The sequence below is a fragment of the Brachybacterium sp. Marseille-Q7125 genome, from assembly GCF_023062615.1.
Classification (GTDB): domain Bacteria; phylum Actinomycetota; class Actinomycetes; order Actinomycetales; family Dermabacteraceae; genus Brachybacterium.
In genome coordinates, this window is the sequence record NZ_JALLAL010000001.1 from 45,524 (window position 1) to 67,638 (window position 22,115).

Below are 22,115 nucleotides of genomic sequence, written 5' to 3' on the forward strand. Positions count from 1 at the left end.
GCTTCTCCCACAGGTGGCGTACGATCCCACGAGGATGAGCGCCCCGCCCCGACCCCGTCGGGCGGCATTGACGGCGCCACCACCCCCGCGGGGCAGCCGCCCCACCCCACGACTTGGGAGGAGCCTCGTGACCGTGCAGCGTCCCGCCCCCGACGAGCCCCTGCGCATGGTGGCCGTCCACGCCCACCCGGACGATGAATCGTCCAAGGGCGCCGGCGCCACCGCGCGCTATGCCCGCGAGGGCGTACAGGTGACTGTCATCACCTGCACCGGTGGGGAGCGTGGCGATGTGCTCAATCCGCGGTTGCGCAATGACCCGGAGCTGACCGCCCAGACTCTGCCCGCGGTGCGGCGCCGCGAGATGGAGGCGGCGCGGGACATCTTGGGCGTGGACCACGAGTGGCTGGGCTTCGAGGACTCGGGACTGCCCGAGGGCGACCCCCTGCCGCCGCTGCCCGAGGGCAGCTTCGCGACCCTCCCCGTCGAGGAGGCCGCCCGCCCCCTGGTGGCGGCGCTGCGGCGGCTGCGCCCCCACGTGATGACCACGTACGACGAGAACGGCGGCTACCCGCACCCGGATCACATCATGGTCAACCGGGTGAGCCTCATGGCCTTCGACCTCGCTGCGGACCGGGACTATGCGCCGGAGCTCGGCGAGCCCTGGGCGGTGGCGAAGCTGTACTACATCAATGCTTTCCATCGGCAGCGCTTCAGCGCAATCACCCGATTCCTGCATGGCCGCGGGACTCCCAGCGAGGAGCTCGATGCGATGCTGCAGCGCTACGACGAGAGCCACGACCGTCTGCTGACCACCCGTATCGATGTGCGTGAATACCTGGGGATCCGCGATGATGCGCTGCGCGCCCACGCCACCCAGGTGGATCCCGATGGGCCCTTCTTCCGCATCGCCCACGATGTGGAGCATGAGGCCTGGGGGACCGAGGACTACGAGCTGCACATCTCCCGCATCGGGGTGCGACTGCCGGAGACGGACCTGTTCGCGGGGCTGCGCCACGACGAGCTGCAGGCCCAGGCATGAGCGGCGACCTGCGGCTGCTGCCCGCGCTGCTGCACGCCGCACCGGGCCCCTCGGACGGGGAGGAGTTCAACCTCGTCACCGTCTCCCCAGGGCTGCCGGGCTTCTTCGCGATGTTCGTGCTCGCCCTGCTGGTGCTGCTGCTCGTGGTGGATATGACGCGCCGCACCCGTCGAGTCCAGGCGCAGGATCGCGTCGCCGAGCGGATGGCCCGCCAGGAGCAGGCCGATCAGCGGGCGCGGGGGCAGGATCCGCAGCGTGATGGCGGCGTGAGCGGAGCAGAGGATGACGCCGCGGAGGACGCTGCGCAGCAGGAGGCGGAGGGCACCGCGCAGCAGGAGCCGGTCGAGCCGCGCTCGGGCCTCGAGGAGCCGCCGCATGAGGGAGAGCCGTCGGCCGAGCCGGAGGATGGTCCCGGGGCGGAGCCGACGGGGCGCTGAAGCGTCGGCGCGCTCACAGCACGGAGACCAGCACCGCGGCGAAGTGGCAGCCGAAGCCGATCAGGGTGCCGGCATGGAAGATCTCGTGGAAGCCGAACCATACGAATGAGGGGTTCGGGCGCTTGAGCGCATACATGACCGCGCCCGCCGTGTAGGCGACCCCACCGGCGATCAGCAGCCACACCACCGCCCAGCCGCCCCCGGCGTGCAGCTGCGGCATGTAGAACACGGCCACCCAGCCGAGCGCCATATACGCCGGCACGTACAGCCAGCGCGGCGCACCGGTCCAGAACAGACGGAAGCACACGCCCAGCAGCGCCCCGCCCCACACGATCGCCAGCAGCGTGATGGCCGCACGCCCCTCGAGCAGCGCGACCGCCAGCGGGGTGTAGGTCCCCGCGATGATGAGGAAGATGTTCGCGTGATCGAAACGGCGCAGGATCACGGCGCGCTGCGGAGTCCACGTGCCGCGGTGGTAGACGCTGCTGATGCCGAACAGCATCGCGGCGGTGAGAACGAACACGGCGCTCGCGAGCCGCACGGGAAGGGTCTGCCCGAGGGCGACGAGCACCAGCCCGGCCACGAGCGAGGTGGGGAAGGCGATCAGGTGCAGCATGCCGCGCAGCCGCGGCTTGGGCAGCTGCAGTCCCAGCTGGGTGGCGCGGCGCGCCATCGCCCGGGTCAGGGTGCGCGGGGCGAAGGGGAACTTCTCGGCGGTGGGCAGATCCTCATCGGCCACCTCGAGGGTCCCACCGCTCTCGGCGACCGCGGCGGTGAGCTCCTGTGCGGCGCTTCCAGCGGTGGTGGGCGCCTCGGCGGGGGAGGGGCCGGAGGCGCGGCCCTGGCGCAGCGTGGTGTGCATGGCGCAACCGTAACCTACGAGGCCGTAGGTTACGAGACCGTCGGCAGGATTCGAGACCGGCGCGGGGGCGAGGAGTTCGCGGCGGGATCTGCGAGTGTCTGCTGCTCGGGAGACGGCCGGCTGTGTCTGTCCGGTGTGGATTCCGCGCAGAGAGCAGCGCGTGGCCTGCCGTGGCCGATAATGGGTCAGACCCGGAGGATCACCGGGCGCCGATGACCGGGCTCGTGATGCGAGTGCGGCTCGGCAGAGCGCAGCAGGGGAGGGAGGTTCCGATGGCCGATGACGGGCTGCTCTACCGCGTCTACGAGCGGCGCCTCACCAAGGAGCTCGAGACCCTCGACCTGCCCCAGCATCTGGGCGTGATCGTGGATGGCAACCGCCGCTGGGCCAAGGCCACCGGCGCCACCACCGAGCAGGGCCATCGGCGGGGTGCGCAGAAGATCGTCGAGTTCCTCTCCTGGTGCGAAGATCTCGACATCCCACTGGTGACAGTGTGGATGCTCTCCACCGACAACCTGCGCCGCCCGCCAGAGGAGCTCGTGGCGCTGTACGAGATCATCACCGACACCGTGGACCGCATCCTGGAGGCCGGGTACCGGGTGCACCTGGCCGGCAGCCCGCAGGACCTCCCGGAGGGTGTGCGCGCCGCGATCACCCGCGCCCAGGAGGATGCCGCGCCCCGCAAGCACCTGGCCGTCAACGTCGCCATCGGCTACGGAGGGCGCGAGGAGATCGTCGGCGCTGTCCGCGAGCTCGTCACGGACCTGGCCGCGCAGGGTCTGCAGGGTGAGCAGCTCGCCGCCGCGATCACGGCCGAGGGGATCGGCGAACACCTGTACACCCGCGGTCAGCCCGACCCGGACCTCATCATCCGCACCTCCGGGGAGCAGCGCCTCTCCGGGTTCCTGCTGTGGCAGTCCGTGCACTCCGAGTACTGGTTCTGCGAGACCAACTGGCCGGGCTTCCGCCGCGTGGACCTGCTGCGAGCCCTGCGGGACTACTGCCACCGCGAACGCCGCTACGGGGCCTGAGGAACACAACTCCCGATGACGATCGGGTGAACGTCCGCACCGCGCCGCCACGACGTGCCCGAGCGCGGGGACCGGCGCCGCTATGGTCCATGCAAGCGCACGATCACGGGGAGGCTCCCATGGACGAGACCATCACCGCCCGCGAGACGATGCCCGCCGGCACCGGCCCCGCACCCTCACCGGAGAGGACAGGTCCCAGCGCCCCCGTCGGCACCGCCGCGTCGGCCAGCAGCGCAGCCACGTCGGCCAGCACAGCCGCGGCGGCCGACACCATGGCATCGGCCGGAGCTGTGGCACCGAGCGGCACGGTGGTCGAAGCCGGCCCCGCGAATCCCGATGGCACCCCCGTCGTGCCCTCCCTCGCCCCCGGCACCGCCCAGCAGGTCCTCGCGGAGCTCGAGACCGGCGTGATCACCTACGTGCTGGACACCTCCGTGCTGCTCAGCGATCCGCTGTCCCTGCACCGCTTCGCCGAGCATGACATCGTGCTGCCGATCGTGGTGATCACCGAGCTGGAGGCCAAGCGCCACCATCCCGACCTCGGCTACTTCGCCCGCCAGGCCCTGCGGATCCTCGATGACCTGCGCGCCCAGCACGGCAACCTCTCCGTGCCGCTGCCTATCGGCAAGGACGGCGGGCACGTGCATGTGGAGCTCAACCACATGTCCGTCGCTTCGCTGCCGGACGGGTTCCGCCTGGGTGACAACGACACCCGCATCCTCGCTGTCGCGAAGAACCTGCAGCTCGAGGGCAAGAACGTGGTGCTGGTCTCGAAGGATCTGCCCATGCGCATCAAAGCCTCCGCCTCCGGCATCCACGCGGAGGAGTACCGGGCGGAGCTTGCGCGCGACCGCGGCTACAACGGCATGGCCACCGCCGAGATCGACGAGCAGGCCATGAAGGACCTGTACGACGGGGAGCTCGTGGACGTCCCCGAGATCGCGCACCTGCCGATGCACACCGGGCTGAAGCTCACCAGCCCGCGCGGTTCGGCGCTGGGCCGGCTGACCAAGGACAAGCGGGTGCGCCTGGTGCCCGGGGACCAGACGGTGTTCGGGGTGTCCGGTCGATCCGCCGAGCAGCGCATCGCCATCGACCTGCTGCAGGACGAATCCATCGGCATCGTGTCCCTCGGCGGCCGGGCCGGCACCGGCAAGAGCGCCCTGGCCCTGTGCGCGGGGCTCGAGGCGGTCCTCGAGCGGCGCAGCCAGCGCAAGATCATGGTGTTCCGGCCGCTGTTCGCGGTGGGCGGGCAGGAGCTCGGCTACCTGCCCGGTGACCAGAGCGAGAAGATGGGGCCCTGGGGGCAGGCCGTGTTCGACACGCTCGGCTCGATGGTCTCGCAGAACGTCATCGACGAAGTGCTCTCGCGCGGCATGCTCGAGGTGCTGCCGCTGACCCACATCCGCGGCCGCTCCCTCCATGACGCCTTCGTGATCGTCGATGAGGCGCAGTCGCTCGAGCGCAACGTGCTGCTGACGATGCTCTCGCGCATCGGCCAGAACTCCCGCGTGGTCCTCACCCATGATGTGGCCCAGCGCGACAACCTGCGCATCGGCCGCTACGACGGGATCGCCTCCGTGGTCGAGGCGCTCAAGGAGAAGGACCTGTTCGCCCACATCACCCTGCAGCGCTCCGAGCGGTCCAAGGTCGCGGAGTTGGTCACCGACGTGCTGGATGCGCCGGTGCTGTGAGCGGCGACGGGGCCCGGCTAGCAGCCCAGCAGCTCCTCGCTGTAGGGCTCCCCGGCGTCCAGCTCGCGGGTCCGGGCATCCAGCAGTCCCTGTGCGGCGCGCAGATGCTCCATGCGCTCGGCGAGGTCCTGCTCGAGCGCGCGGCGACCTCACCGATGAGCAGAGACATGCCAGCAGTACAGCACGAGAGCAGGCGCGAGCAGGAGCGCCCGCCCCAGGTGGTGGGAGATCGTGAACTGTCCGATCGCATGGCCCCACAGCAGCGGACCGAGGATGACCAGTCCGGTGGCGGCGATCCCGGCCGTGCGCGCCAGCGCGGTGAGGGCATCGCCGGGAGCGGGCTGGCGCGCTACTGCGATCGCGAGGCCGAGGGAGGCCACGCAGGCGAGGGCCCGGTGATGTAGGCCGTGGTCGGCAGGGCGAGCTGCGCGCCGGCGATACCGGTCTCAGCGGCTCCCTGGCGGAGGGCCAGCAGGGCGAGCAGCTGCATGGCGGTTGCGAGGGTGAAGGGGAGCAGGGCGAGATGGGTGATCATGCGCAGAGCACATCACTTGGAGTGCGCTCTGGGTCAAGGGGAGGCTCAACGGGCGGGGAAAGCGGCGTCGGCTGCCCTGCCGCTGGAGGTGTGGCGGGCAGGCCGCGTCGGGGACGGGCGTCTTGTGGAGCACGGCGGTTCCAGTCCGGTTCGACCACATCGCGGACGGGCGCCTGGCAGACATAGCTGGCATATATGCCACCTCCTGCCGCTATGCGCCATCGCGCGACGGTGGCTCCCGAGTACGGCGGTGCACGCGCCGCGGACCAGGCTCCGGCTCGACCGGCCGGGCCCCGGCTCCGGCTCCTGCTCGACCGGTCGGGCCCCGGCTCCGGCTCCTGCTCGACCGGTCGGGCCCCGGCTCCGGCTCCTGCTCGACCGGTCGGGCCCCGGCTCCGGCTCCTGCTCGACCGGTCGGGCCCCGGTCCAACACCCTCCACAATGCCCCGTCATCCACAGCCGCTCTCATCGTCACCTCTGACGACGGAGACGGTGCTGGGCTGGGGGACATGAAGGTACGCGGCGTCATTCTCAAGACTGAGCTGTCTGGGCTCCTGCCGGAGCTACGCGAGCGGCGGGCTCTTGTGCGACAGGGCGTGATTCGTCCCGTCGGACAGTGGTACGTGACCGCGGAGGCCCCGGCTGACCTGGTGGCCGTGCTCGGGCAGGGGTTGCGCCCCACCTGCCTGGATGCCGCGGCGCTGCACGGACTGTGGGTCCCGCCCTCACAGGGCGTGCATGTGTACCGGCCGCGTGCCACGGGGGACACCGTGACAGGGCTCGCGCTGACACCGATCCGTCGGCGACGTGAAGCGCGAAGCGGCCAGCTCGTCCCCCGAGAGGATGCCGCCACGGGCCGCCTGTGCGCACCGGAACCCGCTGTGCTGCATGGTTCAGGACTGCGTTCGTGGCCGGACTCGGAGCCCGTGCCCGGGATCATCATGACGCTGCAGCATGCAGCGCGTTGCCAGAGCCTGGTCTATGCCGCAATCCTCATCGAATCCGCACTGGAACAAGGCGCTCTGAGGCGTGCCGAGCTCCACCAGGTTCTCGAGCCACTGCCTGGACGGCTGAGAGAGTCGCTGTCTCGCGTGCGCTCTGACGCGCAGTCCGGCACCGAGACGGCGGTGCGGTGGTGGCTTGAGCAGCGGGGCGTGCCTGTACGGAGCCAGGTCCAGATCCTCCGCGGTGTGCGCGTGGACTTGTTGGTGGGGAACACCTGGGTGATCGAATGTGACAGCAGGCAGTTCCATGACGACCCTCTGCAGTACCAGCGGGATCGTGAACGTGATCTCGCGCTTGCGGCCAGGGGTTACCGCGTCACGCGGCTCACGTGGGAGCAGGTCTTCATCACCTGGGAGAACACCACTCAGATGCTTCAGGAGATCCTGCGCCGCCGCGAGCATCGCCGGGCCCTGCCGGCCGCGTGAGGCGGTGGGGGAAGCACTGCCCTTGCCCTGTCAGGTGAAGGCGGTGGGGGGTCATGGGGTGGCGTGTGAGGGACGGTGGTGGTGTATGTGCCAGCTGTGCAGCGCTGGCGCCCGCCGGTGACGTTGTGGCGGCTCAGAGACTGTCGCGCCCGTGCCGGCCGAGGGTCACCGCTGCGGACCCTGCTGCGCGAGATGCCTGCCGAGTCGCGCCCGTGCCGACCGAGGGTCACCAGATCCCATTGGTTGAGGGTTCGCCCTTGACGCTCGAATAGTTGCCGCTGACGCGGGAATCGAGCGTGGTGCCCGCGGAGAGGGGGCCGCTGGACAGGGGACCGCTGTATACCCACTCGACCGGGGAGTCCCAGGCGGACAGCCGTTCCGCGTAATAGTCGAAACACTCGACTCCCACCCCGAGAGATTGGAGGTAGGACCACGACGGTGCACCGGACTGCGCCAGGGGAGTGACCTCGAGATAGCTCGTCAGGCGCTGGCCGATGACTCTGGTCGCGCCGTCGCCGAAGCCGATGACCAGATCCGCTTCATTATCGCCGAGACCCTGGCCGGGGAGCTTTCCGAAGAACCCCCAGCTGATCTTGTGATGGACTTCGCCCTCTGCTCCGGTGACCGGCATGCTGTCATCCCGCGTTCGCGTGCCCCAGCTGGTCCGCACCCCGGTGAGGCTTCGCCGGTTGGTGACGGTCCGAGTCTTCGCGGCTCGCACCGCGATATCGATCTCCAGCGGGAAGTCTTTCGAGAACGTCATGGTGCAACTCGAAAGGTTCTTGATGTTCACGTAGGCATCGGTCGCAGAGGAATCATTCGCCGCAAGCGGCTGATAGAAGTTGATCTCCAGCGTGATGGGCCTGCCATTGCACTGCAGATTTTTCTTTGCCTCCTGGAACGCGTCATCGATCAGCTGCACCGACTTCGACGGGCAGGCCGAGGCGGCGATCGCGGGAGCTGTGGTGGCGAGCACAGTGGTGGGCAACGTCCACGCGACGCCGCGCGCGAAGCGGCGGCGCGAGAATGACCGCGGTGCATCGTGAGACATGGACTAAGTCCAACGGATGAATCTGGACAGGTCCAGAGTGTCTTATGGAATCAGGGCTGCCCCACGGCTGTTGCGCCCGCCGCCCGGAAGGCCCGCCTCAGGCCTTCGGCGCGGTCATCGACAGCACATCCAGCGCGTCATCGAGCTGCTGTTCAGTCAGCTCGCCGCGCTCCACGAAGCCGAGCGCCAGCGCGGCTTCCCGCACGGAGATCTGCTCGGCCACCGCGTGCTTGGCGATCTTCGCAGCGTTCTCGTAGCCGATCAGCTTGTTCAGCGGCGTGACGATCGAGGGGGAGGCCTCCGCGTAGAACCGAGCCTTTTCCTCGTTGGCGACCAGGCCATCCACGGTCTTGTCGGCCAGCACGGTGGACGCGTTGGCGAGCAGGCGGATGGACTCCAGCAGGCTCGTGCCCATCAGCGGGATCTGGACGTTCAGCTCAAAGGCGCCCTGCGCGCCGCCCCAGGCGATCGCCGCATCGTTGCCCACCACCTTCGCGCACACCATGAGCACGGCCTCGGGGATCACCGGGTTGACCTTGCCGGGCATGATCGAGGAGCCGGGCTGCAGATCCGGCAGCGCAAGCTCGCCCAGGCCAGTGTTCGGGCCCGAGCCCATCCAGCGCAGGTCATTGGCGATCTTCGTGACGGACACGGCGATGGTGCGCAGCGCCCCGGACATCTCCACCAGGCCATCGCGGTTGGACTGGGCCTCGAAGTGGTTGCGCGCCTCGGTCAGCGGCAGCCCGGTCTGCTCGCACAGGTTCGCGATGACCTTCTGCGGGAAACCGGCGGGGGTGTTGATGCCGGTGCCCACGGCGGTGCCGCCCTGCGGGACCTCCGCGGTGCGCGGCAGCGCTGCCTCGACCCGCTCGATCCCGTAGCGGATCGACGCCGCGTAGCCGCCGAACTCCTGGCCCAGCGTCACCGGAGTCGCGTCCATCAGGTGGGTGCGGCCGGACTTCACGACGTCCTTCCACGCCTCCGCCTTCACCTCCAGCGCCTCCGCCAGATGCGCGAGGGCCGGCAGCAGCTTCTCCACCACGGCCTGGGTGACCGCCACATGCACGGAGGTGGGGAACACGTCGTTGGAGGACTGCGAGCAGTTGACGTGGTCGTTGGGGTGCACGTCGGTGCCGGCGCGCGTCGCGATCGTGGCGAGGACCTCGTTCATGTTCATGTTCGAGGAGGTGCCGGAGCCGGTCTGGTAGACGTCCACGGGGAACTGGTCATCATGCGCCCCGGAGATCACCTCATCGGCCGCGGCGACGATCGCGCGGGCGATCGCCTCATCCAGCACTTCGAGCTCCTGGTTCGCTCGGGCCGCGGCCTTCTTCACCTGCGCGAGGGCGTGGATGTGGGCGCTCTCCAGACCTTGCCCGGAGATGGGGAAGTTCTCCACCGCGCGCTGGGTCTGGGCGCGGTACAGGGCGGCCGCGGGGACGCGGACCTCACCCATCGTGTCGTGCTCGATGCGGAACTCGCTGTCGGTGCTGGTGGCGGGGGTCTGGGTCATCAGTGGTTCTCCCTGGGAGGTCGGGTGCGCGGGGCACGGGGAATGGCGGCACGGTCATTGTGCGCGCACGGGGAAGGGCCGACGGTGCTGTGCGCCGTCGGCCCGATCGGTCAGGTCAGCTCGTGGCTCCAGGGCGGGTTGGCCCCGGCCCGGGACACGGTGATCGCCGCGAGTGCTGCAGCGCGGCGCAGCACGGTGGCGAGGTCATCGGAGGGCATGCCGGCGATCTGCTCGCGGCGGTCCGCGCCCAGCAGGTCCTTCGCGGCCAGGGCGTCGAGGATGCCGGCGGAGAAGGTGTCTCCGGCGCCGACGGTGTCGACGGCCTCGACGGGCACCCCGGCGACTTGCACGCGGCCGGCATCGGCGAAGCCCACGGCGCCATCGCTGCCGCGGGTGAGGACGGCCAGACTCGGGCCCAGGCGGCGCCAGGAGCCCACCACATCCTCGACGTCTTCGGTGCCGTACAGCCAGGCCACGTCCTCATCGGAGGCCTTGACCACATCGCACAGGGCGATCATCGCTTCGATGCGTCCGCGCACGTCGTCGGGCTCGCCCATGAGGGTGGGGCGGGCATTGGGGTCGTAGCTGATGGTGGCGCTCTCGCGGTAGCGGCGCACTACGTCGGCGACGGTCTGCGCGCCCGGGTCCAGGACGGCGGCGATCGAGGAGGTGTGCACGGCATCGACCTGCTCGGGCAGGCCCGTGGGGTCCACTTCCCAGGTCAGATCGAACTCGTAGCTCGCCGCGCCCGTGGCATCGAGGGTCGCGGTGGCGGTGGAGGTGGGGGCGTCCACGGAGCTGCCGGGGGTGAGCTCGACGTGCGAGGCCTGCAGGTGCTCACGGATCTGGTCGCCGCGCGCATCGCTGCCCACGCGGGTCAGCAGAGAGGATTCATGGCCCAGGCGTCCCAGCGCCACGGCCACGTTCATGGGCGAGCCCCCGGGGTGCTCGGCGCGGGCCCCCTCGGCATCCACGACGATGTCGGTGAGAGCTTCTCCGGTGATGAGGAATCTGGCGGTCACCCGTCGATCATCGCAGGTTTCGCGAGCGCCTGCGACCGCGCCGGTGCCGGGTGGGGGAGCAGTTCGCGCCATCGCGCGGGATGTGCCCGGGCAACCGGAGCTCGGCAGGGCCGGAAGCAGCGCCTCCTGAATCCGGGGACAATGGGGGCATGCAGGATTCCTCCCCCGATAGCCCGACTCCCGGATCAGGATCGGTCCCCGCAGCGGGCCCGGCCGCCCCCGCCCAGCAGCCCCGTCCGAAGTCCGCCTATGAGCTGCCCTCGCGCAAGAACACGGTGCTGCGCAACATGATCTGGGCACTCTCGCTGACGGTGGCCGTCGTGGTGGTCGTGGGCATCGCGTTCTTCGGGGTGGGCAGCGATCTGGAGCGCACGCCGCTGCCGAACTCGCAGGTCGATGTCGCGCAGAGCGCGCAGCGCGCTGAGGAGATCGCGCCCTTCCCGGTGGCGGTGCCGCAGATGGGGGAGGAGTGGAGCGAGCAGTCGGCCCGCTTCACCGATGGCGAGCAGCCCCGCTGGAGCATCCGCTACTCCTCACCGCAGGGATCGCTCGTGACCCTGGTGCAGGAGGCGGAGATCGGGGCGCCGCTGCTGTCCTCGGCGCTGCCGGGTGCGACGGTCAGCGAGGAGTTGACGATGGAGGGCGCCGACTGCCAGGTCCTTACCGGCAGCGGTGAGGGAGCCGGACGCACCGGCATCACCTGCCAGGCCGAGGACACCGGGCTGCTGGTCCACGGTGAGGCCCCGCGCGAGGAGCTCGAGGAGCTGGCGACCGCTGCCCTGACCTCGATCCGCTGAGTTTGATCTGCTGATCTCGATCCGCTGACGCTGGCGCTCACGCCGGAGCCCCTGTGCTCACGCAGGAGCCCCCGCCCTCAGCTGTCTTCCTGCTCGGCTTCGCGACGGGCCGCCACCGCATCCTCGAGACGCTCACGCGCCCCGTCCAGCCACTGCTGGCAGCGCCGGGCCAGCATCTCCCCGCGCTCCCACAGGGCGATGGACTCCTCGAGCCCGCCCTGTCCGGATTCGAGCCGCCGCACCACCTCCACGAGCTGGTCACGCGCGGCTTCGTAGCTGAGGTCGGCGATGTCCGCGGGCAACTCGGCCTGCCCGGCGGTATCAGGGGTGACGGGCCCGGCAGCGGCTTCGGGCGCGGGATCGGTGCTCTGGGAACGGGGGCTCATGCGGTCTCCTCAGAAGAATCAGCGGTCGTGGGGTCGTGGGGGTCAGCCGATGCGGCGGGTGCCGTCGGTGGGATGTACGGGTCCTCGGCGGTGCGCTCCGCACCGAAGCGGCCGCCGGCCACGCGGATGGACAGCGCCTGGCCGATCTCCACGCCCTCGGGGCTGCGGATGATCGCGCCATCGGCCTGCTGCACTACGGCGTAACCGCGCTCCATCGTCGCGAGCGGACTGAGGGAGCGCACCTGGGCATGCAGATGCTCCGCTTCATCGGCCGCGCGATCCAGCCGCGCCCCCACCAGGGTGCGGGCCAGCGCGATCCGTGAGCGGATCTCTTCGGCGCGACCGGCGAGGATGCTCGAGGGGTCCTCCAGCACGGGCCGGGAACGCAGCGCATCTAGCGCTGATTGTTCGCGCTCGAGGCGGCTGCGCACGGCAGAGCGCAACCGGCTGCGCGCCAGCTCGAGCTGCTCGAGCTCCGCCTGGATATCGGGGACGATGCGTTTGGCGGCGTCGGTGGGGGTGGAGGCCCGCACATCGGCCGCGAGGTCGATCAGCGGGGTGTCCACCTCATGGCCGATCGCGGAGACGATCGGGGTGCGGGCCGCCGCGACCAGACGGGTCAGCTGCTCATCGGAGAACGGCAGCAGATCCTCCAGGGAACCGCCGCCGCGCGCGATGACGATCACCTCCACGTCTTCGCGGGCATCGAGCTCCTTCAGCGCCGCGGACACCTCCCGCACCGCCTTCACCCCCTGCACGGCGACCTCGCGGATCTCGAAGCGCACCGCGGGCCAGCGTCGACGGGCGTTGACCACCACATCCCGTTCCGCCGCGGATTCTCGCCCGCAGATCAGTCCCACCACCTGCGGTAAGAACGGCAGCGGCTGCTTGCGCCGCGCCTCGAACAGCCCTTCTGCGGCGAGGGTGCGCCGCAGCTGCTCGAGCTGTACCAGCAGCTCCCCGAGCCCCACGGGACGGATGTCATCGGCCTCCAGCTGCAGGGATCCGCGCTTGGTCCAGAACGTGGGCCGGGCATGGACCACCACGCGCGCCCCAGCCACCGGCTCGACCGGCAGGGAGCGCAGCACATGCTCCCGCACCGGCACCGAGAAGGACATGTCCACCTCGACGTCCCGCAGCGTCATGAAGCTCAGTCCCGCACCGGGCCGACGGTTCAGCTGGACGATCTCGCCCTCCACCCACAGCGGGGACATCCGCGCGATGTACTCGCCGACCTTCTGCGAGAGCATGCGCAGCGGCCACGGGTTCTCCGCCGTGGTCTCAGCGGCCTTCGCGGCGAGGGGGCGCCGGGGCGGTGGCTGCGCGTCGGCAGCGGAATCAGCGGTGCTCTGCATGACCCCCACTCTTCCACGCACCCCCGACGAAGACGGCCCCGCCGGCCCGGATTGTGGATGGAGGGGCACTGTGGAGGACCGGTGAGGAGTGCCCCACCTCATCGCCCCGCTGCACCTTCACCTCCTACGATGGAGCGGTGAGCACCGGAACCGTTCTTCTTGCCGAGCCCCGCGGATACTGCGCAGGCGTCGACCGTGCCGTGGTCGCCGTCGAACGCGCCCTGGAGCACTACGACGAGACTGTCTACGTGCGCCACGAGATCGTCCACAACAAGTTCGTGGTGGATCGGTTGCGGGAGAAGGGCGCCGTGTTCGTCGAGGAGGTCGACGAGATCCCCGAGGGCTCCCTCGTGATCTTCTCCGCCCACGGAATCTCCCCGAAGGTCCGCGAGATGGCTCAGGCGCGGAACCTGCGCACCATCGACGCGACCTGTCCGCTGGTCACGAAGGTTCACAAGGAGGCAGTGCGCTTCGCTCGCCAGGACTTCGACATTCTGCTGGTGGGCCATGAGGGCCATGAGGAGGTCGAGGGCACGGCGGGGGAGGCCCCCGAGCACGTCCAGATCGTCAACGGCCCCGAAGACGTCGACCAGGTCACCGTGCGCGACCCCGAGAAGGTGGTGTGGCTGTCGCAGACCACCCTCAGCGTCGACGAGACCATGGAGACCGTCGACAAGCTGCGTGAACGCTTCCCGACGCTGCAGTCCCCGCCGAGCGATGACATCTGCTACGCCACCCAGAACCGCCAGGTTGCGGTCAAGAAGATCGCCCCCGATGCGGATCTCGTGCTCGTGGTCGGCTCCCCGAACTCCTCGAACTCGGTGCGCCTCATGGAGGTGGCCAAGGAAGCGGGAGCGAAGGCTTCCCACCGCATCGACAACGTCTCCGAGCTGCGTGACGAGTGGTTCGAGGGTGTGCAGACCGTGGGTGTCACCTCCGGCGCCTCCGTCCCGGACATCCTGGTCCAGCAGCTGCTGGCCGAGCTCGCCGAGCGTGGCTATGGGGATGTGCAGCCCGTGCGCACCGCGACCGAGGACCTCATGTTCTCCCTCCCGCGCGAGCTGCGGCAGGAGATGAAGACCCGCGGAGAGACTGACCGCCGCACCAAGCCCACCGGAGACCGCGCCACCGCCGAGTCCTGAGCTGCGGCCCAGGGCGGCCCGCTGCTCGATCACCCCGCAGCCCCGGTGGCCCGTCGGCCCTCCGTGAGCGGATCGGGAGTGGACCGGGGGCGGATGGGTAGCGGACCGATGCCCGCCCGGGCCGTCCCGTCCGTCATGATGGACCGGTGAGCTCCCGCCTTCTTCTGCGCCCGCTGTCCGCGCTGCTCGTGGTGCTGCTCGTGAGCGGCCTGTCTCTGGCCGTGCCCGGCATGCTCACCGCAGCGCGCGCCGAGGGCTACAACACCGGTCGCACCGCCCCGTCGATGCTCGTGCTGGATGCCTCTGGCTCCATGCGCGACCAGGACGTCGGTGGGCGCAGCCGCATGGACGTCGCCAAAGAAGCGATCACCACCCTCGTGCCGATGCTGCCCGAGGACGCGACCGTCGGCCTCATGACCTACGGCAACTCCGATCCGCAGACCGCCGCGAGCCAGGAAGCCGGCTGCAAGGACGTGAAGATGCTGGTCGCCCCTGAGGGGTTGGACCGCGACGCCCTCATTCGTGAAACCGAAGGCGTCACCCCCGCCGGGTACACCCCCATCGGTCTGTCCCTGAAGAAGGCCGCGAAGGAGCTGCCGGAAGCGGAAATGCGCTCGATCGTGCTGGTCTCCGATGGGATCGACGAGTGCGGTGGCCCGCCCGCCTGCGAGGTCGCGAAAAACCTCGTGAAGAGACATCCTGAGCTGCGCATCCACACCATCGGCTTCAAAGCCGAGCAGGAGGCGCGGGATGAACTGGCCTGCATCGCCGAGGCGACCGGCGGCACCTTCGCCGATGCCTCCGATGCCGAGACCCTGCGAGATGAGCTGCTGGTGAAGATGACCCGCGCCATCCAGAACTATGCGACCAACGGCCAACCCATCACCGGCGGCACCAGCGCCGAGGACGCTGTGGACATGGTGCCCGGCTCCTACCTGGACGTCCTTGAGCATGGCAGCCCCCAGATCGACGATGGCGAGGGCTTCAGCCGCTTCTATCGTCTGCAGCTCGCCCCGGGGGAGATCGCCCACCTGAGCGCCACGATGGTGCTGCCCGGCGGCGATGGGCAGACCAACCGGCTGGCGCAGCTTGCGCTCAGCACGTCCAATGCCGACGGGGTGGACTGCCGGATGGGTGAGGTGCAGGCGCGGGCGGAGGCGGATCTGGGGGAGGGCCCGATCACCGCGGCGATCGACACCCCGCGGATGGGCCAGACCGAGAACCTCACCTGTTTCGGCGCCGACGCCGACGGGTCGGTGATCCTCGAGGTCGAGCGCACCGGCGACCCGTCGATCGACGAGGCGGTGCCGGTGGAGATCCAGTTCTTCGCCGAGGAAGAGGTGGACCGCGACGGCCTGCCGCCCGCTGCGCAGCACGTGCGCGCCCACGATCCGCTGCCGGCCCCGAAGGACGGTGCGCAGATCCAGCCGGGCTTCTCCTTCGCCTCCGCCGTTCCGGCGCAGGATAGGCCGATGCGCGGCACGATCATCCCCGGTGAGGTGCAGTTCTTCCGCATCCCCGTGGAGTACGGGCAGCAGGTCCGCGCCTCCCTGCGGGTGGGCGAGTTCGACGCCCCGAAGGGCATGGAACTCAGCCTGCAGGCGAAGCTCATCTCCCCGTTGCGCGATGGGGTCTACACGGTGCAGCCACCGGTGACCGATGCGAGCGTTCGCGGCTTCTCCGGAAAGGCCAAGCCCGGCCTGGTGATGCAGCTGAACCAGGCCACGCCCGTGCAGTTCAAGAACCGGGAGGGCGGCGGCACAGAGGCGCGCAGCTCCTTCCTGGCCGGTGACTACTACCTGCAGGTGGCGATGGTGCCCTCCGATTACACGGCGCAGCGGCTGTTCGAGGTGCCCTATGTACTGGACTTGCAGACGGTGGGCAAGGCCGGGAAGGGCCCGGAGCTGACTGGGCAGGGGGCGGCCTCTGCGGAGGACCGGACCGCCGCTGCCCCTGGACAGGCCTCGGAGGCCTCCGACGGCGGGGGTGAGCCGGTCGCCTCCGATGGGGGCGTGGACCTCGAGGCGCCGCCGGCATCGAAGGATGGTGGCGGGATCCCGACGATGCTGTGGGTGATGCTCGGCGGTCTCGCAGCCGGCGTGGCGCTCGCCGGGATCGCGATCGGCGCCGTCGTGCTGGTGCGGCGCCTGCGCTGATGGCGGCGGGGCCGATCGGGCGGGGCTGAGCGTCGCGCGCGAACGGGGCGGGCTCAGGCGCTGTGGCGGTCCTGCTGCTCCTGTGTCGCCTCGCGGTGATCCCCCGTGGCGAGGTCGGCGATCTGCGCGTCATCCAGGGTGCGTGAGCGCTGCGTGAGCTGCTCGATCTCCGGCAGTGCGGTGGCCGTCAGGTCCATGTCTTCGAAGCGCCGTGCCGTGACCATCACCCTTGACTGCAGGGAGCCGACGGTCTCGTTGAACGCCCCGACGGAGGCATCGAGGGAACGTCCCAGCCGGGCCAGATGAGCGGTCATGGTGCCCAGGCGATGGTGAAGCTCCCGACCGGTCTCCAGTACCGTGCGGGCATCGCGATTCAGGGCATCGGTGCGCCAGGTGTGGGCGACGGTGCGCAGCAGCGCCATGAGCGTGGACGGTGAGGCGATCACGACGTCCCGCGCGAAGGCGTGCTCCAGCAGACCCGGCTCGGCCTCGAGAGCGGCGGCGAGCACCCCGTCGCTGGGCACGAACAGGACCGTGAACTCGGGGGTGTCGCCGAGGGCCCGCCAGTAGCCCTTGGTGGAGATCACGTCGACGTGCTGGCGCAGCGCCTTCGCATGTGCGGCCCGGCGCTTGGCCGCGTGGGCGGGATCTGTCGTCTCGAGCGCATCGAGGTAGGCGTCCATCGGCGCCTTCGCATCCAGGGTGATTGCCCGCCCGCCGGAGAGGTGGATGACCAGGTCCGGACGCTGGGCACCCTCCCCGTCGGCCCTTTTCCCGGTGAGCTGCTCAGTGAAGTCCACGTGTTCGAGCATGCCGGCGGCCTCGACGATGGTGCGCAGCTGCACCTCGCCCCAGCGGCCGCGGGAGGTGGGGGCGCGCAGCGCGGAGGTCAGGGCCTGGGTCCCGGTGCCCAGCTCTCGGGTCTGCTGCGCAAGATGCTGCAGGTGGGCGCGCAGGGAGCCGTCGGCCTCGCTGCGGGCCTCCTCGGTGCGGGCGAGGGAGCGCTCCATCTGATCTAGGGCCGCGGTGATCGGCGCGAGGGTGCGCTGCATCCGGGCCTCACGCTCGTGATCCGAGGCGTCCCGCAGGGCGGTGTCGCGCTCGAAGCGTTCATCGGCCAGACGGGCAAGGGTGCGCGCGGTCTGCTCCTGCTGGGCGGCGGTGTCCGCGGCGGCGCGCAGACGATCGCGCAGCAGCAGCCAGGCCAGCACGGCACCCAGCAGCAGTCCGATGACAAGGCCCAGCATCAGCGCGACAGAAGTGGTCATGCTCCCACTGCACCACGGGGGTGTGACAGATGAGTTCTCGACACGCGTGCTCGACGGTGTCGGTCCCAGGCCACGAGATAACCGACCGATCGTCCCTCGCGCGGTGAGCCAGCTCTCACTACGGTGGAGGCAGGACGACGGAAGGAGCCTGACATGGCCGTGACGGACAACGGACCCCAGCCCAACGCTTTCGATATCGAGACCGAGACCCGCAGCAACGATGCGTACCGCACCGTGGCATGGACCGGGAAGTACCTGCAGGTGACGCTGATGTCGATCCCGGTGGGTGGGTCGATCGGCCTGGAGATCCACCACGACACCGACCAGTTCCTGCGCGTGGACGCTGGGAAGGGCCGCGCGGTGATGGGCCCGGCGGAGGATCAGCTGGACTACCAGCAGGATCTCGAGGACGGATGGAGCGTGCAGGTGCCTGCCGGGGTGTGGCATGACGTCATCAACACCGGTGATGAGCCGCTGCGCCTGTACTCGGTGTACGCGCCGGTGCACCACGCCCCGGGGATCGTCCAGCAGACTGCCGAGATCGCGGAGCTGGATGAGACCTCCGGCAAGGATGAGCCGCCCAGCTGGAGCGTGCAGCCCCCGGCCCAGAAGCCGGACGAGCACGCCTGATCGAGTTAGCGCCGACGACCGGGCCGCGCCACGAGCGAGGCCCGGCCATCCGCGTGCCGGGGTGTGCACTACCTGACCCGTGGAGAGCCTGAAACCCGGCTGGCGGGCCCGTAGACTTGCTTGCCGTGGCTCTTACTATCGGAATCGTGGGGCTGCCCAACGTCGGCAAGTCCACCCTGTTCAACGCTCTGACCCGCGCCGAGGCGCTCGCCGCGAACTACCCGTTTGCGACGATCGACCCGAATGTGGGCGTGGTGCCGCTGCCGGATCCGCGGCTGGGGCAGCTCGCGGAAATCTTCCACAGCGAGCGGCAGCTACCGGCGACGGTGTCCTTCGTGGACATCGCCGGGATCGTCAAGGGCGCCTCCGAGGGGGAGGGGCTAGGCAACAAGTTCCTCGCCAATATTCGTGAGGCCGACGCAATCTGCCAGGTCACCCGGGCGTTCTCCGATCCGGACGTCACGCGCGTGGAGGGATCCACCGACGCGGCCGGGGACATGGAGACCATCACCACCGAGCTGATCCTCGCGGACCTGCAGACCATCGAGAACTCCCGCCAGCGCCTGGAGAAGGAGACCAAGCGCGGGCTGCTGGACGCCGCGGTGCTGGAAAACGTCGACAAGGCACAGACGCTGCTGGAGAGCGGCACCACCCTGTACCGCGGGGCGCAGGGCGCCGGGATCGACGTCACCCAGCTGCGCGAGCTGCAGCTCATGACCGCCAAGCCCTTCATCTACGTGTTCAACACCGATGAGGAAGGCCTCGCGGACAGCGAGATGCAGGAGCAGCTGCGCGCGCTCGTGGCCCCCGCCGAGGCGATCTTCCTGGATGCCAAGTTCGAGTCTGAGCTCGTGGAGCTGGATCCGGAGGAGGCCGCCGAGATGCTGGAGTCTACCGGTCAGGAGGAATCCGGCATGGACCAGCTGGCCCGCGTGGGCTTTGCGACCCTGGGCCTGCAGACCTACCTCACCGCTGGCCCCAAGGAGGCCCGCGCCTGGACCATCCCGCAGGGCGCCACCGCGCCAGAAGCCGCCGGCGTGATCCACACCGACTTCCAGCGCGGCTTCATCAAGGCCGAGATCGTCTCCTTCGAGCAGCTCGTCGAGGCCGGGTCCATGGCCGCCGCGAAGGCCAAGGGCTGGGTCCGCATGGAGGGCAAGGACTACGTCATGCGCGACGGGGATGTCGTGGAGTTCCGGTTTAACGTCTAGCGTTATTGACGAACTCCTCCATAGACTGGTCTCGCGATCAGATCGATCGGCAGCAAGGACACCGAGCGGATCTGGCATGAGGAGTACGTCAAGCGCGTCGACCGGACGGTGCAGCGGGCGACCCTGCGGAAGCTCGAGCTGATCCACCCTGGAGAGATCCTCATGGAGGACTTCATCGAGGGGTTCGGGGACACGCAGAACAAGCTCGCCGTGTCCATCGGGGTGCCCCCGCGGCGGATCAACGAGATCGTGCACGGCAAGCGCGGGATTACCGCTGATACGGCGATCCGGCTGGCGCGCTACTTCGGCACATCCGAGGAGTTCTGGATGAACCTGCAGTCGAACTACGAGCTGCGGCTCGAGCGTCGGGCGCTGCGTGACAAGGTTGCGGCGATCACCCCGCTGCAGGTCGCGTGAGCACTGTGCTGTCAGTGCGGCTGCGTCGACTGCGGGGTACGGATGCTCCGGCTGTGCTCGCGGCGTTCACCTCGAATACGGACATGGCGCGGCAGGGCGAGGTGACCACCCTCGCCGCCGCGGAGGACTACGTGAATCGCCTGATCGCGGACGACTCGCCGCACGAGGCCTGGGCACTGGTCGAATGCGACGAGGTGATCGGTCTCGTCTGCGTCACCGTCGACGAGGCGAACCGCAGTGGCTGGTTCTGGTACTGGATGACGTCGTCAGCGCGAGGTCGTGGCTGGATGAGTCGGGCTGCGGCGACCATCGCGGACTGGGCGCTGACAGAACGCGGGCTGGATCGTCTCGAGCTTGGGCATCGCGTCAACAATCCGGCCTCGGGTGCTGTGGCCATCAGGGCAGGGTTCGTCCCGGAAGGTACCGAGCGGGAGAAGTTCCTGGTGGACGGCGAGAGGATCGATGTCGATACCTACGGGCGATTGCGATCAGACCCGGCTCCGCGCTTCGTTCCCGTCGCGATGCGCTCGGAGTGACGGTGAACCCGCAGGCGGTTCTCCGTGACGTAACCCGGTTGAGCTCCGCTTCAACGTTGAGCGGGTGCCCCACCCATTGCAGTTTCTGCTGCTCGGTCTGATACTTGAAGCATGACGATGTGGAAAGTGTCTAATGACTGGTTTGATCGGCACACAACCCAAGACCTGGCATACCGAGTCCGGGTGCGTATTATAACGCCGAATGAACTGGACTCCGCGTGGGCGCGCATTGTTGAAGAGCACGGTTCTGATGCCGAGGGTGTTGTGCCAATCGGCGGGGCTGCGCTCATCCGGGTGAACGACTGCGAGGCTGAGGCCATCAGCGGGGGAGAAGACGCCCTTGACTCTCTTGAGTGGGCGGTCAACGACGTTCTCGGTGAGGCCCTCAAGGGGGCCGAGGTGCTCGTTGTCAGCGAAGAGCGTTCCCTCGTCATCGACTAGGGAACGCTCTTCGGCTGCTTCTGAAATCAGCTGTGTGGTGAGGGGTCATGCCCAATGCCCGGTCAGCTTCTTCAGTGGTCCTGATGAACCCTTCGTTTGCCTGCGGCAGCCAGAAGAACGCAATCAGAAGGATTGAAATGATGGCCATTGAGACCGTTCCGCCACCACCGGACTAGAGGCCTGCGACGGGGCGATCCCCATGTTGCTTCGACGCCTTGACATCGCCGTGGCGTGTAGCGGCGCACGTCACCGCAGCGGGCAAACCCCGCTGCGCGCCAGCGGGAAGGCGACCGCTACCGGGCCACGTGACTCTCGCGGTGCGCTGTGCGCATGGCGAGGAAGGCGCTGACCAGCAGCATCAGCGGGTACATGTAGCCCACGGGGTCCACGCTGTAGGGGCCTCTCACGGCGAGGACCATGGCGGAGGCAGCCATGCCGATCACGATCGCGAAGAGAACGCCCGCCCGGTGTGCATTCTCGAGGCAGTTCACGCCTCCCGCATCGCCTCGGCAATGTCGGTGGAGCCGTCGATGTACTCGATGGTCTTCGCCACCGTGCTGGGTTCCTCGAGAGCGGCAACGATGGTGCGCGCGACGTTGCCGCGGGAGACCTCCATGGTGGCGTCCGACGGGAGCGGTGCGATATCGATCTTTCCCGACGGTTCCTCGACGGTGAGGGCCGACGGGCTGAGGATCGTCCACTCCAGCGAGGTGCCCCGCAGGTGGGTGTCGGCAGCGGCCTTCGCCTGCGCATAGGCGTAGAAGCCGTCGCTTTCCGGGACGCCGTGGTCAGGCCTGGCGCCGAAGTAGGAGACCATCACGTAGCGGCGCACACCGGCCTGCTCGGCCGCGTCCATCGACCGGATCGCAGCGTCGCGGTCCACGGCGTAGGTGCGGTCAGGGTTGCCGCCGCCGGCGCCTGCGGACCAGATCACCGCGTCCTTGCCTCTCAGAGCGCTTGCGAGGTCATCCTGCGTGGCCTGCTCGATATCAAGCACGAGCGGTGTGCCGCCCGCGGCCTCGACCTCCGCCGCGTGGTCGGGGTTGCGGATCACGGAGGTGACGGTGTGGCCCGCCTGCGTGAGCAGGGGAGTGGCCAGCAGAGCGACCTTCCCATGCCCGCCGATGATCAGGTAATCAGCCATGGTGCGTCCTTTCAGTCG

The 22,115-nt window shown here is 69.2% G+C and carries 24 protein-coding genes; 13 read left to right on the top strand and 11 right to left on the bottom strand.

Annotated elements, in window-relative coordinates; genetic code table 11:
• Positions 1-127: 127 nt before the first annotated feature.
• Both mca and MU407_RS00230 read left to right on the top strand, forming a co-directional pair.
• The gene (mca, locus tag MU407_RS00225; protein ID WP_102235306.1) at positions 128-1,039 is read left to right on the top strand and encodes a mycothiol conjugate amidase Mca; all 912 of its coding nucleotides are present in this window, start codon (positions 128-130) and stop codon (positions 1,037-1,039) included.
• Positions 1,036-1,476, top strand: a complete 441-nt coding sequence (locus MU407_RS00230) for a hypothetical protein (RefSeq protein WP_246954498.1) — start codon at positions 1,036-1,038, stop codon at positions 1,474-1,476. The genes mca and MU407_RS00230 overlap by 4 nt, the downstream gene beginning before the upstream one ends.
• A gap of 13 nt (positions 1,477-1,489) precedes the next feature.
• On the opposite strand, the gene MU407_RS00235 is transcribed toward MU407_RS00230, so the two are convergent.
• Positions 1,490-2,338: a hemolysin III family protein gene (locus tag MU407_RS00235; RefSeq protein WP_246954501.1), complete on the bottom strand. Its 849-nt coding sequence runs from the start codon at positions 2,336-2,338 to the stop codon at positions 1,490-1,492.
• A gap of 272 nt (positions 2,339-2,610) precedes the next feature.
• Here MU407_RS00235 and uppS point away from each other — a divergent pair, with 272 nt between their 5' ends.
• Positions 2,611-3,369: a polyprenyl diphosphate synthase gene (uppS, locus tag MU407_RS00240; protein WP_246954669.1), complete on the top strand. Its 759-nt coding sequence runs from the start codon at positions 2,611-2,613 to the stop codon at positions 3,367-3,369.
• Between the two features lie 119 nt (positions 3,370-3,488).
• The gene (locus MU407_RS00245; RefSeq protein WP_246954504.1) at positions 3,489-5,063 is read left to right on the top strand and encodes a PhoH family protein; all 1,575 of its coding nucleotides are present in this window, start codon (positions 3,489-3,491) and stop codon (positions 5,061-5,063) included.
• 149 nt (positions 5,064-5,212) lie between these two features.
• Here MU407_RS00245 and MU407_RS00250 read toward each other — a convergent pair whose 3' ends face one another.
• Both MU407_RS00250 and MU407_RS00255 read right to left on the bottom strand, forming a co-directional pair.
• Complete coding sequence (locus tag MU407_RS00250; protein WP_102235303.1) at positions 5,213-5,443, bottom strand: hypothetical protein; 231 nt, start codon at positions 5,441-5,443, stop codon at positions 5,213-5,215.
• Entirely contained in the window at positions 5,413-5,598 is a 186-nt protein-coding gene (locus tag MU407_RS00255) for a hypothetical protein (protein WP_102235302.1), read from the bottom strand. The genes MU407_RS00250 and MU407_RS00255 overlap by 31 nt, the downstream gene beginning before the upstream one ends.
• Positions 5,599-6,539: 941 nt before the next feature.
• On the opposite strand from MU407_RS00255, the gene MU407_RS00260 reads away from it, so the two are divergent.
• Positions 6,540-7,028: a DUF559 domain-containing protein gene (locus MU407_RS00260; RefSeq protein WP_246954506.1), complete on the top strand. Its 489-nt coding sequence runs from the start codon at positions 6,540-6,542 to the stop codon at positions 7,026-7,028.
• A 226-nt stretch (positions 7,029-7,254) separates the two neighbouring features.
• On the opposite strand, the gene MU407_RS00265 is transcribed toward MU407_RS00260, so the two are convergent.
• The 3 genes from MU407_RS00265 to MU407_RS00275 all read right to left on the bottom strand — a co-directional run bounded on the left by MU407_RS00265 (position 7,255) and on the right by MU407_RS00275 (position 10,614).
• Positions 7,255-8,079 carry a hypothetical protein gene (locus MU407_RS00265; protein ID WP_246954508.1) on the bottom strand — a complete coding sequence of 275 codons (825 nt, stop codon included), beginning with the start codon at positions 8,077-8,079 and terminating at the stop codon, positions 7,255-7,257.
• Positions 8,080-8,176: 97 nt separating this feature from the next.
• Positions 8,177-9,592: a class II fumarate hydratase gene (locus tag MU407_RS00270; RefSeq protein ID WP_246954511.1), complete on the bottom strand. Its 1,416-nt coding sequence runs from the start codon at positions 9,590-9,592 to the stop codon at positions 8,177-8,179.
• A 110-nt stretch (positions 9,593-9,702) separates the two neighbouring features.
• Entirely contained in the window at positions 9,703-10,614 is a 912-nt protein-coding gene (locus MU407_RS00275; protein WP_246954513.1) for a carbohydrate kinase, read from the bottom strand.
• 149 nt (positions 10,615-10,763) lie between these two features.
• Between MU407_RS00275 and MU407_RS00280 the strand changes: the two genes are divergently transcribed.
• Entirely contained in the window at positions 10,764-11,411 is a 648-nt protein-coding gene (locus MU407_RS00280; protein WP_246954515.1) for a DUF4245 family protein, read from the top strand.
• 77 nt (positions 11,412-11,488) lie between these two features.
• Here the strand turns inward: MU407_RS00280 and MU407_RS00285 are convergent, their stop codons facing one another.
• Positions 11,489-11,797: an exodeoxyribonuclease VII small subunit gene (locus tag MU407_RS00285; protein ID WP_246954516.1), complete on the bottom strand. Its 309-nt coding sequence runs from the start codon at positions 11,795-11,797 to the stop codon at positions 11,489-11,491.
• Positions 11,794-13,152, bottom strand: a complete 1,359-nt coding sequence (gene xseA, locus MU407_RS00290; RefSeq protein ID WP_102235296.1) for an exodeoxyribonuclease VII large subunit — start codon at positions 13,150-13,152, stop codon at positions 11,794-11,796. The genes MU407_RS00285 and xseA overlap by 4 nt, the downstream gene beginning before the upstream one ends.
• Before the next feature lie 137 nt (positions 13,153-13,289).
• On the opposite strand from xseA, the gene MU407_RS00295 reads away from it, so the two are divergent.
• Positions 13,290-14,294, top strand: a complete 1,005-nt coding sequence (locus MU407_RS00295; protein ID WP_246954518.1) for a 4-hydroxy-3-methylbut-2-enyl diphosphate reductase — start codon at positions 13,290-13,292, stop codon at positions 14,292-14,294.
• Between the two features lie 146 nt (positions 14,295-14,440).
• Complete coding sequence (locus MU407_RS00300) at positions 14,441-16,450, top strand: VWA domain-containing protein (protein WP_246954521.1); 2,010 nt, start codon at positions 14,441-14,443, stop codon at positions 16,448-16,450.
• A gap of 53 nt (positions 16,451-16,503) precedes the next feature.
• Here the strand turns inward: MU407_RS00300 and MU407_RS00305 are convergent, their stop codons facing one another.
• Complete coding sequence (locus MU407_RS00305; protein WP_246954523.1) at positions 16,504-17,718, bottom strand: DNA recombination protein RmuC; 1,215 nt, start codon at positions 17,716-17,718, stop codon at positions 16,504-16,506.
• A gap of 153 nt (positions 17,719-17,871) precedes the next feature.
• Between MU407_RS00305 and MU407_RS00310 the strand changes: the two genes are divergently transcribed.
• From MU407_RS00310 to MU407_RS00330, 5 genes are all read left to right on the top strand, one after another.
• Positions 17,872-18,348 (top strand): cupin domain-containing protein, encoded by a 477-nt coding sequence (locus MU407_RS00310; RefSeq protein WP_102235293.1) that lies wholly within the window; start codon positions 17,872-17,874, stop codon positions 18,346-18,348.
• A gap of 125 nt (positions 18,349-18,473) precedes the next feature.
• Entirely contained in the window at positions 18,474-19,559 is a 1,086-nt protein-coding gene (ychF, locus tag MU407_RS00315) for a redox-regulated ATPase YchF (RefSeq protein ID WP_102235537.1), read from the top strand.
• A 108-nt stretch (positions 19,560-19,667) separates the two neighbouring features.
• Positions 19,668-19,976: a HigA family addiction module antitoxin gene (locus MU407_RS00320; RefSeq protein WP_348647985.1), complete on the top strand. Its 309-nt coding sequence runs from the start codon at positions 19,668-19,670 to the stop codon at positions 19,974-19,976.
• A gap of 14 nt (positions 19,977-19,990) precedes the next feature.
• Positions 19,991-20,512 (top strand): GNAT family protein, encoded by a 522-nt coding sequence (locus tag MU407_RS00325; RefSeq protein WP_348647987.1) that lies wholly within the window; start codon positions 19,991-19,993, stop codon positions 20,510-20,512.
• A gap of 111 nt (positions 20,513-20,623) precedes the next feature.
• Positions 20,624-20,953: an XRE family transcriptional regulator gene (locus MU407_RS00330; protein WP_246954527.1), complete on the top strand. Its 330-nt coding sequence runs from the start codon at positions 20,624-20,626 to the stop codon at positions 20,951-20,953.
• Positions 20,954-21,246: 293 nt separating this feature from the next.
• Here MU407_RS00330 and MU407_RS00335 read toward each other — a convergent pair whose 3' ends face one another.
• A complete protein-coding gene (locus MU407_RS00335; protein ID WP_246954528.1) occupies positions 21,247-21,387 on the bottom strand; it encodes a hypothetical protein in 141 nt (46 codons plus the stop codon).
• A 53-nt stretch (positions 21,388-21,440) separates the two neighbouring features.
• Complete coding sequence (locus tag MU407_RS00340; RefSeq protein ID WP_246954530.1) at positions 21,441-22,097, bottom strand: SDR family oxidoreductase; 657 nt, start codon at positions 22,095-22,097, stop codon at positions 21,441-21,443.
• Positions 22,098-22,115: the final 18 nt, after the last annotated feature.

Coding starts and splice junctions, on each gene's coding strand:
- xseA (WP_102235296.1), bottom strand. CDS start 13,152: ATGCAGAGCACCGCTGATTCCGCTGCCGACGCGCAGCCACCGCCCCGG.
- MU407_RS00340 (WP_246954530.1), bottom strand. CDS start 22,097: ATGGCTGATTACCTGATCATCGGCGGGCATGGGAAGGTCGCTCTGCTG.
- MU407_RS00260 (WP_246954506.1), top strand. CDS start 6,540: ATGACGCTGCAGCATGCAGCGCGTTGCCAGAGCCTGGTCTATGCCGCA.
- MU407_RS00265 (WP_246954508.1), bottom strand. CDS start 8,079: ATGTCTCACGATGCACCGCGGTCATTCTCGCGCCGCCGCTTCGCGCGC.
- MU407_RS00235 (WP_246954501.1), bottom strand. CDS start 2,338: ATGCACACCACGCTGCGCCAGGGCCGCGCCTCCGGCCCCTCCCCCGCC.
- MU407_RS00255 (WP_102235302.1), bottom strand. CDS start 5,598: ATGATCACCCATCTCGCCCTGCTCCCCTTCACCCTCGCAACCGCCATG.
- MU407_RS00245 (WP_246954504.1), top strand. CDS start 3,489: ATGGACGAGACCATCACCGCCCGCGAGACGATGCCCGCCGGCACCGGC.
- MU407_RS00230 (WP_246954498.1), top strand. CDS start 1,036: ATGAGCGGCGACCTGCGGCTGCTGCCCGCGCTGCTGCACGCCGCACCG.
- MU407_RS00285 (WP_246954516.1), bottom strand. CDS start 11,797: ATGAGCCCCCGTTCCCAGAGCACCGATCCCGCGCCCGAAGCCGCTGCC.
- MU407_RS00270 (WP_246954511.1), bottom strand. CDS start 9,592: ATGACCCAGACCCCCGCCACCAGCACCGACAGCGAGTTCCGCATCGAG.
- MU407_RS00305 (WP_246954523.1), bottom strand. CDS start 17,718: ATGACCACTTCTGTCGCGCTGATGCTGGGCCTTGTCATCGGACTGCTG.
- MU407_RS00280 (WP_246954515.1), top strand. CDS start 10,764: ATGCAGGATTCCTCCCCCGATAGCCCGACTCCCGGATCAGGATCGGTC.
- MU407_RS00310 (WP_102235293.1), top strand. CDS start 17,872: ATGGCCGTGACGGACAACGGACCCCAGCCCAACGCTTTCGATATCGAG.
- MU407_RS00335 (WP_246954528.1), bottom strand. CDS start 21,387: ATGGCTGCCTCCGCCATGGTCCTCGCCGTGAGAGGCCCCTACAGCGTG.
- MU407_RS00330 (WP_246954527.1), top strand. CDS start 20,624: ATGACGATGTGGAAAGTGTCTAATGACTGGTTTGATCGGCACACAACC.
- uppS (WP_246954669.1), top strand. CDS start 2,611: ATGGCCGATGACGGGCTGCTCTACCGCGTCTACGAGCGGCGCCTCACC.